Here is an 11,556-nt window from a genome sequence, read left to right on the forward strand (position 1 = left end):
CGGCCCGGCGTGTCCGCCGACACCCCGCAGGCCAAGACGTGACCTTGATCGCCCTGACGGGCTGGGGCCAGGAAGAAGACCGCCGCCGCACCCAGGCGGCGGGATTCGACCATCATTTGGTCAAGCCGGTGGATATTGAGCGGCTACAATCGCTGTTGGCCGAGGTAAAGTGAAAACAAGCCGCTAGTGTTTGCGCGGGTAACCGGGGAATAGATAATGCCTTACAGTGATTTCCCCCTCGTCCAGGGCGGCGACGATACCGTCGAAAATGCCATCGCGCTTTACTACAGGCCGAACTGGAAAGCCTGGAGGCGCTTTAGCGTGAATCGGGGCCAGAGAATCCACAGCCCAGTCCATTAATTTTAAGAATCACTCTCTAGGAATCCATATATGTCAATTCCTCACTCGAACCCTATTAAGCAACAGCATAAATCCATGCGTAACCAAGGATTTCGGCTGGTTCGAATTTGGTTGCCGGATACCCGAAGAGAAGGGTTTGCCGAGGAATGTAGACGCCAGTCTCTTTCCTTGCGCGATGACCCTCAGGAAGCTGAAACCCTCGATTGGTTGGCGAACGTCGCCGATACTGAAGGCTGGCAATGAAACGGGGTGATTTTGTCACGGTTGCCTTGCAAGGGGATTATGGGAAGCCCCGACCAGCCTTGGTTATTCAGTCAGATTTCTTTAAAGACCACCCATCAGTGATTATCCTGCCCGTAACTAGCGAATTAAGGGATACTCCACTGTTCCGAATTCATGTGGAACCCACCCCGAAAAATGGATTACAGAAACCATCGCAGATTATGGTGGATAAGGCGCAGACCGTACCCCGCGAAAAACTAGGTGCGAGTTTTGGCAGCCTTGATGAAAACACTTTAATTGAAGTTACCCGCGCCTTGGCGGTATTTATTGGCGTTCAATAGGCGTTATTTGAATGAACTTCGACTGGACCACCTTCCTCCTAGAAACCCTCAACTTCTTCATCCTGTTGTGGATACTCCGCCGTTTCCTCTACCGGCCCATCCTGGACGTCATCGCCGCCCGCCAGCGCAAAATCGAGGAACAACTGGCCGACGCCGACCGCACGCGGGCCGAAGCCCTCGCCGCCAAACAAGGCTGCGAAGAAAACCTAGCCGCCTGGGAAAAGGAAAAAGCCAAGGCCCATGCCGAATTGGAAAAAACCATCGCCGCCGAGCGCGAACGCCTCATGCAAGGCTTGGCCGAGGAAGTGGCCGAAGCTAAAGCCAAGCAGGCCGCACGGGAAGCACGCGAGCGCCAGGAATGGACGCGGCTGGCCGAGCAGCGGATGTTGGAACTCGGGGGCCGGTTCGTGGCGCGGTTGCTGGAACGGGTCGCCGCGCCGGCATTGGAAGCGCGGCTGGTGGCGTTGACCGTGGCCGATTTGCCCAAGTTGCCCGAGGCGGAAACGGACAAACTCCGCGCCGCCCTGGCCGATGACGGGCTAGAAATCGCCAGCGCGTTTCCTCTGGATGATACGCAACGGGCCACGCTGGCTGATGCCATCGGCGCATTGGCCGGGCGGGCGGTCTCGCCGGTATTTAAAGAGGAACCGGCCTTACTCGCCGGACTGCGCATCCATGCGGGGCCGTGGGTGTTGGGGGCGAATTTGTGTGATGAGTTGAAGTTTTTCCGGGATGTGGATGGGCAAGGTGGAGAGTAAAGCTTTTTTTGATCCCCCTCACCCCAACCCTCTCCCGCTAGGAGAGGGAGTTAACAGCGCGTTGCTGGGGCGTCTTGCTACCAGCGTGGACCGCTACCGCTTCGGCCTGCGCGTCTCCGAGTACGGACGGGTGTTGTCGGTGGGCGATGGCATCGCGTGGATCAGCGGCCTGCCGTCCGCCGCCATGGATGAATTGCTGCTGTTCGAGGACGGCGGGCGGGGGCTGGTGTTCCATCTGGGCAACCAGCGGCTCGGGGCCATCCTGCTGGAACAGGCGCCGCGCCTGAGTTCGGGTTCCCCGGTTTATCTTACCGGCCAGCGGCTTTCGCTGGGCGTGGGCGATGGACTGCTGGGCCGCGTCATCGACCCCTTGGGCAATCCGCTGGACGGCCTGCCCGCGCCGAGTCTGGGCTTGCGGCGGGAATTGGATGTGCCCTCCCCGCCCATCGTGGCGCGGGATTTCGTGGACCGGCCCTTGTATACCGGCATCAAGATCGTCGATGCGATGATTCCCCTCGGGCGCGGCCAGCGCCAGTTGGTCATCGGCGACAACGGCGTCGGCAAAAGCTCGCTGGCCCTCGATGTGGTGCTGAACCAGAAGGACCAGGGCGTGTTGTGCGTCTATGTCCTCATCGGCCAGAAGCGGTCCGACACGGTGGGCGCCATCGACCTGCTGCGCCGTTACGGGGCGCTGGACTACACCACGGTCGTCGTGGCCGAGGCCAGCGATTCGCCGGGCCTCAAGTACCTTGCGCCGTTCGCCGGGTGCGCGGTGGCCGAGCAGTGGATGTGGCATGGCCGCGATACCCTGGTGGTCTACGACGACCTGTCGACCCACGCCCGCGCTTATCGCGAATTGTCCCTGCTGCTGCGCCGCCCGCCGGGGCGGGAAGCCTATCCCGGCGATATTTTCTATCTGCATTCGCGGCTGCTGGAACGCTCCACTTGCCTCGCCGCCTCCCACGGCGGCGGCAGCATGACCGCATTGCCGCTGGTCGAAACCGAGCAGGGCGAGATTGCCTCGTACATCCCCACCAACCTGATTTCCATCACCGACGGCCAGATTTACCTGGACCGCCGCTTGTTCGGCAGCGGCTTCCTGCCCGCCATCGACATCACCCGCTCGGTGTCGCGCATCGGCGGGCGGGCGCAGCATCCGCGCATCAAGGAAGAAGCTGGGCGGATGAAGCTGGACTATCTGCAATTCCTGGAACTGGAAACCTTCACCCGGTTCGGCTCCAAGCTGGACGCGGCCATGGAGGAGAAGATTCGGCGCGGCCGCATCCTGCGGGAAGTGCTGAAACAGGAGCGCTTGGCCCCCGCGCCCGCCGAGTTCCAACTGGCGTGGATGATGGCCTACAACGCCGGACGGTTCGCCGACCCGGACCCGGCGGGGGTTCGCGCCGCGCTGGACCGGCTGCGGGATGGCTTGCGGCGGGCGCCCATCGCGCTTTCCGCCAGCCGCGACGAGTGGGGCCGCTGGCTGGATTTGCACAGCGCCGCCGAGCCGGAACCCGCGCCGTGAGCCGCCGCGCCGAACTGGAACAGCGGATGGGGCGGCTGGCGGAAATCTCCGACATCATGACCGCCATGAAGACCATGGCGCTGATCGAGACCCGCAAGTTCGGGCGCTTCATGAGCCAGCAATTGCAACTGGTGGAGAGCATCGAGGCGTCCGCCGCCGATTTCCTGGCGTTCCACCCGGCGTACCGGGCCAGCGGCGCGGGGACGGGCGGCGACCGGCAGGTGTTGATTCTGATTGGGTCGGAGCGGGGCTTTTGCGGCGATTTCAACGAAACCGTGCTGGCCGGGCTGGCGGCGTTCCCCGATCCGCCGCGATTGATTGCGGTGGGCCGTCGGCTGGCGGGGAAGCTGGAAGGCCATCCGCGTTTGATTGACTGGCTGGATGGTCCCAACGTGGCGGAGGAAGTGCGCCCGGTGCTGGATGGCCTGATGGACCGGCTCCACCGGCTGCAATCGGAACCGCCCGGCTGGACCCGCCTGAGCGTGCTGGCCCACGACCCGGATGGCGGCGTCGCCACCCACGCGGTGCTGCCGATGATGCCGCCCGGAGGGCCGAAGTTCGCCTATCCGCCCCGGCTCAATCTGGCTCCGGCGGCGTTCTTCGCGGGGCTGACCGATCATTACCTCATCGCCAAGCTGCCCTGTTTGTTCCATGGCTCGCTGCTGGCCGAAAACCGCCGCCGCCTGGAACACATGGAGCGGGCGTTGGGGCGGATGCAGACCAAGATCGAGGATTTGGGGCGGCGGCGGAATGCCTTGCGGCAGGAGGAAATCACCGAGGAGATCGAGGTGATTTTGTTGAGCGCGGAGTCGTTGCTGGGGGAGGCCGAAGGGTAATTATGCGATCTTCTTGCCCGGGTTATTTGCGACGGTTTAGTAGCTCCGAGAGCAGGGCTGTTCAATGCCGGGTTTCCGTTCGTGTTGAGCCTGTCGAAACATGAACGGAAACCGGGCCGGTTCGGGCCGTTCACCCCCTTCGACGCCGCTCAGGACAGGCTTCGATACCCCCTGTCCTGAGGTATCGAAGGGTCAGGGCGAACGGCCCGAGTCGGAGCATTGAACAGCCCTGTCCCAATAATGCCGCCGCCATATACCACGCCCACCCGCTGCCTGGCGGACTTTGGCGCGGTATTCGGTTTTCGGAAGCGCCCTCGAAAATCTTCCGGCCTACAACCAAAGGCAGTCTTGAATCATGAAGGGCTGCGGACGGCATAATAACCATTGCCTATCCCACCTACGGAGTGTCTATCCCATGAGCGATTTAGTGGTTTTTGCCTTCGACGATGACGTTACGGCTTACGAGATGCGGGCCTCTCTCGCCAAGATGCAGAAGAGCTATCTGATTGAGATGGAGGATATCGTGATTGTGCACAAGGACGACAAGGGGAAGGTCAAGCTTGACCAATGGGTCAATGCGGCGAGCCAAGGCGCCGTGGATGGCGGGTTCTTCGGGCTTCTCGTCGGCATGCTGTTCCTCAATCCTCTGATTGGTGCCGCAATCGGCGCGGGCGCCGGCGCGCTGGGCGGTACCACCAGCGACCTTGGCATCAACGACGACTTCATGAAGACCGTGGGACAGACCTTGAAGCCCAACACTTCAGCCCTGTTCGTCCTGCTTCGCAAGGTCACTTCGGACAAGCTGATCGAAGCGCTGAAGGCATTCGAAGGCCGCGCCACTGTGCTGCAAAGTTCGTTGGCGCAAGCCAAGGAAGACCAACTGCGCGCCTCCCTGGAAGGCCGCCAGGGCGAATAAATCGGCGGTTCCCGGTCAACGCCGACCGGGGATTACCCGCCATGCGGCGCGATGAGGGTCGGCGGGCCGAGGCATCAATAGTCCAGCGATCCCTGAAGCTCCTGCTCGCCCTGCTTCTGGCAAACGCGCCCCATGCTGCGGCTGCCCGGACAGAATCCAGCCCCGCGACCCTCGCCGACATCCCCCTGGCGAACGTGGAAATCGATGGCCGGGTGCTGTTCCGGGTGCGCGGGGTGTCCGCCTTTCCGGCCGGCGCCCGGGCGGAGAGCATCGAGAACGAAATCGTGGCACTGGCCCAAACCCCGGATTTCGATCCCGGGCAGTTGCGCATCCAGGAGGGCGAGTACCGCACCGACATCCTGGCGGGGGACCGGAGCGTCATGACCCTCTACGATGCCGATGGCACTCTCGAGCAGGCGCCCCGCCAGAAGCTGGCCGACGCCAAGCTGGAACGGCTGCGCGTCGCCATCGCCGATTACCGCCGGGACCGCTCGCCGGAATACCTCCGCCGCGCCGCCGAGCAGAGTCTCGCGGCCGGCCTCGCCGTCGCCGCCGCGTTGTGGCTGCTGCTGCGGCTGAACCGCGGGCTGGGCGTGTGGATGGATCGGCGCCTCAAGCAGCATATCCAGTCGGTGGGCATTCAGTCCTTCGAATTCCTCCGGGCGGAGCGCATCTTCGGCGCGCTGCGCGCGAGCCTCAGCCTCGCCGCTGGACTCGTCGGCGCGCTGCTGCTGGCGTTCGGCCTGCACTACGTCCTGGTGCTGTTCCCCTGGACCCGCCACTCGGGCGAGGCCCTGTTCGCCGTCCTTGCCAATCCCTTCCGCGTCCTGGGCGGCGAGCTGCTCGACAAGCTTCCCGACCTGGTCTTCCTGTCGATCCTGTTCGTCCTGGTCCGCCACCTCCTGAAGATCCTGCGGTTCTTCTTCGATTCCGTCGCGCAAGGGTCGGTCCAACTGGCCGGTTTCCAGCCGGAATGGGCCGAACCCAGCTACAAGATCGCACGGCTGGCGGCCCTCGTTTTCACCCTGACCGTCGCCTATCCCCATATTCCCGGCTCGGAATCCGATGCCTTCAAGGGCATTTCGCTGTTCCTGGGCCTGATGTTCTCGCTGGGTTCATCGTCCTTCCTGGCCAACACCATCGCCGGCTATTCCCTGATTTACCGGCGGGCCTTCAAGCTGGGCGACCGGGTGAAGATCGGCGAGGCGTTCGGGGACGTGATCGAAATGCGGCTACAGGTCACCCATCTCCGCTCCCTCAAGAACGAGGAGATCATCGTGCCGAATTCCACGATCCTCACCAGCGAGGTGGTGAACTACAGTTCCCTCGCCCGGCGGGAGGGCCTGATCCTGCACACCACGGTGGGCATCGGCTACGAAGTGCCGTGGCGGCAGGTGGAGGCCATGCTGGTGCTGGCCGCCGAACGAACCCATGGACTGCTCAACCACCCGCCGCCCTTCGTTCTGCAGCGGTCTTTGGGGGATTTCGCGGTGAACTACGAGCTGAACGCCCATTGCGGCGAGCCCTCCCGCATGATGCCTCTCTATACCGAACTGCACCGCAACATCCTGGACGTCTTCAACGAGTACGGCGTGCAGATCATGACGCCGAACTACCAGTCCGACCCGGCGGACCTCAAGCTGGTACCGAAGGAACAATGGCACGCCGCCCCGGCGGCGGCGAAGGCGGGCACGGGGGAGGATGAGCCATCACCCCCGATTGTTCGTGCCGAATGGAAGCGGGGCGATGCGGTTTGAAACTCCGCTTAGGCTATTTGCGGAAATGTCCGTACCACCGCGGCAGCGGTGTCGGACTGAAGTCCGACCTACACCCGGTGCGCTGTAGGTCGGGCTTGAGCCCGACCTCCCTCCGGCCAATAGGTATCCTCTTTATGTGGAAATTGCCTAAGGTCTCGTCGCCGCCCGTTCGGCCAGAATGCCCGCCTCGATCCGCTCCATTTGATCGTTCCCACGCCGGAGCGTGGGAACGATCAAGAATTCAGCATGTTGCCAAGTGAATAAGCCCCGTAGGGCGGGTTAGACGTGCATCGGGAGATTCGATTTAAATCGACGGTCTTACCGCACGCCGTAACCCGCCTTTGGCGTTCGAGGGCAACCGGAAGGCGGGTTGCGGCTACGGCGCACGCCAGAATTGCCGGTTATATCGAGTTTCAACAGGTGCGCCTAACCCGCCCTATGCAAGCTGAAGTGATGGGTTTCGCTTCGCTCTACCCATCCTACGCGGGCTGTTGGGTCCACCCCGGATGGGGTGGGGGCGACCGCCCCGCCCGTCCGAACCAGTCCACTTGATCGGCGTCTAAAACGGGAAATACACTGGCAAAGGAGTGCCGAAGATGAACATTTCTGAGCGCCTCGCACCCGTCGCGGGATTCGTCCGGCGACACCCGTTCGCACTGGTCGCCCTGGCCCTCGCCGGGTCGGCCCTCCTAGTACAACGCCGGACCCGCCAGACCGAACGCGCCAATCCCCCGGAAGGGAAATTCATCGAAGTGGATGGCGTTCGCCTGCACTATATCGAGCGCGGAAAGGGGGAACCCCTGTTGCTGCTGCACGGCAACGGGACCATGATCCGCGAGATGGAGATCAGCGGCCTGATCGATCTGGCCGCCGACCACTACCGCGTGATCGCCTTCGACCGGCCCGGCTACGGCTACAGCACGCGTCCGCGCGGCAGGCTGTGGACCCCGCGGGCACAGGCCAAGCTGCTTTACGAGGCGCTTCGGCGTTTGGGCGTGGAACGGCCGGTCGTGGTGGGCCGCTCCTGGGGCACCCAGGTCGCCCTGGCCTACGCCCTGGAGTATCCCTCGGAGGTACGCCGCCTCGTTCTGCTATCGGGGTACTACTTCCCGACGATCCGCTTTGATGTGCCCCTCCTGTCACCCCCGGCGATTCCCCTCTTTGGGGATGTCCTGCGGTACACGATCTCGCCTTGGATCGGGCGGCTGATCTGGCCTCTCATGCTTAAACGAATCTTTGGACCGGCGCCGGTCCCGCCGCGTTTCGCCGCATTCCCGGTGTGGATGGCCTTGCGGCCTTCCCAGCTTCGCGCCGCGGCGGTGGAAGCCGCCCTGATGATTCCGGATGCCATGGCGCTGCGTGAGCGGTACCGGGACCTCGATCTCCCGGTGATGATCATGGCCGGAGAGGATGATCGCCACGTCGACGCGCACCGGCAGTCGGCAAGGCTTCACAAGGAGCTTCCCCAGAGCGACTTGCGCCTGGTGCCGGGGGTGGGCCACATGATTCACCATAGCGTGCCCCGGCAGGTGATGGAGGCCATCGATGCGGTGGCCATACCGTATAGCCGTGGGAGGACGTGCGACCGCCAGGAAGACGCCGTAGCACACGTTTCCGAAGAGCCCGACTTTGCCTGAGCGCATAGCTACTGCCCTAACCGCGTTCATTTGCCAGCCTGTTTTGGCCCCCCTCCCCAGCGAGGAGGGGGGTGAGGTGCCGGAATCCAAAACACTACCCGGTTGTGGCGTATGACTCGATCTTCAAGTTTTTCACGGTTGACGCGATGGGCAAGATTGGCTCACCCCGTGGCGGCGGCCTGGGCCGCCCGGTAGCGTAGCCCACATACGATGTGCCGGCAAAGGAGGCGCATCAACCGGGAGCGGTATGATTAATCGCTCCCACGCTCCGGCGTCGGAATGCCTCCAGCGTCGCGTAACCCGACGGCTCGCTGGAGCGAGTCCAGCGGCGTTCCCACGCCGGAGCGCGGGAACGATCAAAACTTCGCTTAGGCTATTTTCGGAAATGTCCGTACCACCGCGGCAGCAGTGTCGGACTGAAGTCCGACCTACACCCGGTGCGCTGTAGGTCGGGCTTGAGCCCGACCTCCCTCCGGCCAATGGGCATCCTCTTTATGTGGAAATTGCCTAAGGTATCGTCGCAGCCTGTTCGGCCGGAATGCCTGCCTCGATCCGCTCCATCAGGTACGGGTAGAACGGGTTCGACGACATCCGGATCAGGGCGTCGAGGCTCACCACCAGCACCGCCCGTTCGCCACGGGCGGCCATCGCCCCGAGTTGCACGCCGAAGTCCTCGCTGGTGTCGGGCTCGGTGCCGTAGAGCGGGTCGTTGGAGGGAAACGGCAACGCCACATGGGACAGGGAATACACGTCCTGCGGGTAGCGGAGGCCCAGTGTGCGGCTCCGCGTTTCGGTCGATCCGGCTTCGGTGACATCCTCGCGGACCTCGGGCGTCTCCCGGCCCGAATTGCCGATGACCACGGTGCGGAATTGGCGGGGCGGGGTCGGCAGCAGCCGGTTGACCAGCACGCCCTTGCCGGGGCGCAGCAGCGGGCCGAGGTGGGCATGGTGGTTCAGGTCGAACAGGATCAGCTCGCTGCCGTTGGCCGGCAGGAAGGTGTAAAGGCTGTCGATGATCGCGCTCGTGCTGACGGTGAAATCCAGGACCGATTGAAAGGTCTGGACCGGCGGCAGTTCGGCGATCCGCCCGTCGCGGGTGTGCTGCGCGATCTGCCGTTGCAGGGCACGGGTCAACAGGGACGACTGCCGGGCGGCATGGACGGGGAAGGAGTTGAACTTGAAGGGATTGAACTCGGGCACGATGCCGAGCCAGGCGGCCTTGGCAAAGGCCGGGAACACCGCCGGCCAGCCGAGTACCCCGGCGAAACGGGCCATGCTGGTGACGCCGATCATCGGCGAGATCAGCACCAAGCGGCTGGGCCGGGCCAGGGCCGGATCGTCGAGCGCGTCGAGCGCGTGCTTGAGGGCCAGGGCGCCGCCGTTCGAGAAGCCCACCATGTGCAGCGGCACGGACGGCCCGGCGAGCCGCCGGGCCTCGCGCACGGCGAGCCGGGTGGCGGCGACCCAGTCCTCCCAATCGGCGTCGGTCAGGCCGGCGGGCACGGTGCCGTGTCCCGGCAGGCGGATCGCCACCACCGCCCAACCCCTGGCCTGATAGCTCTGCGCGACATTGCGGAGGCTGTAGGGGGAATCGGTCAGGCCGTGCAGCAGCACGACCGCGCCGCCCGGCTGGCCTCTCGGTGGCAGCACATAGGAGCGGTTCCAGTCCCGCTGGAAATGCCCCGTGTAGATTGGGCTGTCCGCGAAATAGCGATTGAAGGGCACGCGATCATGCGCCGACAAGCGCTCGGTGACCTCGCGGCGCACCTCCTCGAAGGCGGCGTTTTCGGCGGCCAGGTAGGCCGCCCAATCGGCTTGGTCGAGTTCATCGGCATGCAGCTCATGCGGGACGACGGTGTGCCAAGGCTCCAGAGGCTCGCCCCGTTGCGAGTCCCAGGCGCGAATGCCGAGAAAGGTCATCAGCACGACCAGCAGCGTCAAGGCCGCGCGTTTCAGGAGGATCACGATTCTGTTCTTTCGCATGATTTGGGTCCGCTGGCTGAATTGGGCGGTTCTTCGAAAGGATCGCACCGGGCTGGGATATTCGTCCCGGCCGGGGCTATACCCCGCCGCGTAAGGCTAATAGTCAATATGGACAAGGCCGCTCGGTTGGCATAATGCAGGCTCATCGGATGACCCCTGGTGCGGGTCCCGTCGTCATGGTTCGAAGTTCCGATGTTCGCCGCGCCTGAACACCAGGCTCGATTCGCTCCCTCCCGGCTTTCCGGGCCAAGGCACACCACCAATGAATAAACTGCTGCACTGGCTGGCTCTGCCCTTCGAGTGGCTGCTGGCCCTGGTCATCCTCTTCGAGGAATGGGGTTGGGGGCCGTTACAGCGTTGCATGGCGCGGCTGGCCCGCTGGCCGGCCGTGGCGTCGGTGGAGCGTCGCATCGGCGCTTTGCCACCTATGGCCGCGTTGCCGGTCTTCGCCCTGCCGTCGCTGCTGCTGCTTCCGGTGAACCTGTTCGCGCTGTGGCTGGCCGGAGAGGGGCGAGCGGCCTTGGGCACCGCGCTGATCGTCGCCGCGAAGCTGGTGGGCACCTCGCTGGTGGCCCGCATTTTCACGCTGACCCGCCCGGCGCTGCTGGAACTGCCCTGGTTCGCCCGGCTCTATCGCCGCTGGCAAAGCTTCGAGGCCGCGTTGCTGGCACCGATCCGCGCCTCGTGGGTGTGGCGGACTGGCCGGGCCTTCAAGCGCCGCTGGGCGGAGTGGCGAATGGGGCGGCTCGCATGACGCTTTGCCAAAGGCACGGAGGCTTCAGGGCAATCGCGCTATGTGACTACTCCCTCTTCCTCCGGGAGAGGGTTGGGGTGAGGGGATCAAAAATAGGATTTTTTCCTTATCGGCCTCTCTTGGTTATCCATGGAGATGCTTTGTCTAAGGAGAAATCCTTTTTTGCCCCCTCACCCTAGCCCTCTCCCGGAGGGAGAGGGGACAAAAGGGCATAGCACGCTTGCCCTGGGGAATCAGGATCCTTTCTTCGACAGGAAGAAGGTCAGCGCGATGATGATGACCGCCAGGGCTATGCCGAATCCGGGCAGGTCGTGGGTGTCGTCCCACATCACGGCTTCGCGCAGAAACAGCACCGCCAGCACCGCGATCACCACGCTCACCAGGTTGCTCTTGAGATCGTCGAGATCGTGGATCGCCAGCCACTTCGGCAGCGGCAGGGAGTCGTCCACGAACAGCGAGAAGAGGCC

11 protein-coding genes are annotated in these 11,556 nt (G+C 63.8%); 9 read left to right on the plus strand and 2 right to left on the minus strand.

Going from position 1 to position 11,556, the window contains the following annotated elements:
• Window positions 1-390 precede the first annotated feature (390 nt).
• The 8 genes from ACXWUF_RS10655 (at window position 391) to ACXWUF_RS10690 (ending at window position 8,352) form a co-directional block, all read left to right on the plus strand.
• Entirely contained in the window at window positions 391-603 is a 213-nt protein-coding gene (locus ACXWUF_RS10655) for an antitoxin MazE family protein (RefSeq protein WP_458494657.1), read from the plus strand.
• Window positions 600-923, plus strand: a complete 324-nt coding sequence (locus ACXWUF_RS10660) for a type II toxin-antitoxin system PemK/MazF family toxin (protein ID WP_458494658.1) — start codon at window positions 600-602, stop codon at window positions 921-923. The genes ACXWUF_RS10655 and ACXWUF_RS10660 overlap by 4 nt, the downstream gene beginning before the upstream one ends.
• Before the next feature lie 11 nt (window positions 924-934).
• Complete coding sequence (locus ACXWUF_RS10665; protein ID WP_458494659.1) at window positions 935-1,681, plus strand: F0F1 ATP synthase subunit delta; 747 nt, start codon at window positions 935-937, stop codon at window positions 1,679-1,681.
• Between the two features lie 61 nt (window positions 1,682-1,742).
• Window positions 1,743-3,206: a F0F1 ATP synthase subunit alpha gene (locus ACXWUF_RS10670; RefSeq protein WP_458494660.1), complete on the plus strand. Its 1,464-nt coding sequence runs from the start codon at window positions 1,743-1,745 to the stop codon at window positions 3,204-3,206.
• The gene (locus ACXWUF_RS10675; protein WP_458494661.1) at window positions 3,203-4,042 is read left to right on the plus strand and encodes a F0F1 ATP synthase subunit gamma; all 840 of its coding nucleotides are present in this window, start codon (window positions 3,203-3,205) and stop codon (window positions 4,040-4,042) included. Before ACXWUF_RS10670 ends, ACXWUF_RS10675 begins: the two co-directional genes overlap by 4 nt.
• Before the next feature lie 415 nt (window positions 4,043-4,457).
• Window positions 4,458-4,958 carry a DUF1269 domain-containing protein gene (locus ACXWUF_RS10680; RefSeq protein WP_458494662.1) on the plus strand — a complete coding sequence of 167 codons (501 nt, stop codon included), beginning with the start codon at window positions 4,458-4,460 and terminating at the stop codon, window positions 4,956-4,958.
• A gap of 41 nt (window positions 4,959-4,999) precedes the next feature.
• Entirely contained in the window at window positions 5,000-6,715 is a 1,716-nt protein-coding gene (locus tag ACXWUF_RS10685; protein ID WP_458494663.1) for a mechanosensitive ion channel family protein, read from the plus strand.
• Window positions 6,716-7,311: 596 nt separating this feature from the next.
• Window positions 7,312-8,352: an alpha/beta fold hydrolase gene (locus ACXWUF_RS10690; protein ID WP_458494664.1), complete on the plus strand. Its 1,041-nt coding sequence runs from the start codon at window positions 7,312-7,314 to the stop codon at window positions 8,350-8,352.
• Window positions 8,353-8,859: 507 nt separating this feature from the next.
• Here the strand turns inward: ACXWUF_RS10690 and ACXWUF_RS10695 are convergent.
• Window positions 8,860-10,383 (minus strand): alpha/beta hydrolase, encoded by a 1,524-nt coding sequence (locus tag ACXWUF_RS10695; protein ID WP_458498735.1) that lies wholly within the window; start codon window positions 10,381-10,383, stop codon window positions 8,860-8,862.
• Window positions 10,384-10,597: 214 nt separating this feature from the next.
• On the opposite strand from ACXWUF_RS10695, the gene ACXWUF_RS10700 reads away from it, so the two are divergent.
• A complete protein-coding gene (locus tag ACXWUF_RS10700) occupies window positions 10,598-11,089 on the plus strand; it encodes a hypothetical protein (RefSeq protein ID WP_458494666.1) in 492 nt (163 codons plus the stop codon).
• Window positions 11,090-11,322: 233 nt separating this feature from the next.
• Here ACXWUF_RS10700 and ACXWUF_RS10705 read toward each other — a convergent pair.
• The coding region (locus ACXWUF_RS10705) for a YqhA family protein (protein ID WP_458494667.1) at window positions 11,323-11,556 on the minus strand (234 nt) is incomplete at its 5' end.

It is taken from the genome of Methylomagnum sp., from assembly GCF_054333355.1.

Bases quoted from the DNA above. Each gene is read 5' to 3' on its own strand.
- ACXWUF_RS10655 (WP_458494657.1), top strand. From the start codon at position 391: ATGTCAATTCCTCACTCGAACCCTATTAAGCAACAGCATAAATCCATG.
- ACXWUF_RS10660 (WP_458494658.1), top strand. From the start codon at position 600: ATGAAACGGGGTGATTTTGTCACGGTTGCCTTGCAAGGGGATTATGGG.
- ACXWUF_RS10665 (WP_458494659.1), top strand. From the start codon at position 935: ATGAACTTCGACTGGACCACCTTCCTCCTAGAAACCCTCAACTTCTTC.
- ACXWUF_RS10680 (WP_458494662.1), top strand. From the start codon at position 4,458: ATGAGCGATTTAGTGGTTTTTGCCTTCGACGATGACGTTACGGCTTAC.
- ACXWUF_RS10685 (WP_458494663.1), top strand. From the start codon at position 5,000: ATGCGGCGCGATGAGGGTCGGCGGGCCGAGGCATCAATAGTCCAGCGA.
- ACXWUF_RS10690 (WP_458494664.1), top strand. From the start codon at position 7,312: ATGAACATTTCTGAGCGCCTCGCACCCGTCGCGGGATTCGTCCGGCGA.
- ACXWUF_RS10700 (WP_458494666.1), top strand. From the start codon at position 10,598: ATGAATAAACTGCTGCACTGGCTGGCTCTGCCCTTCGAGTGGCTGCTG.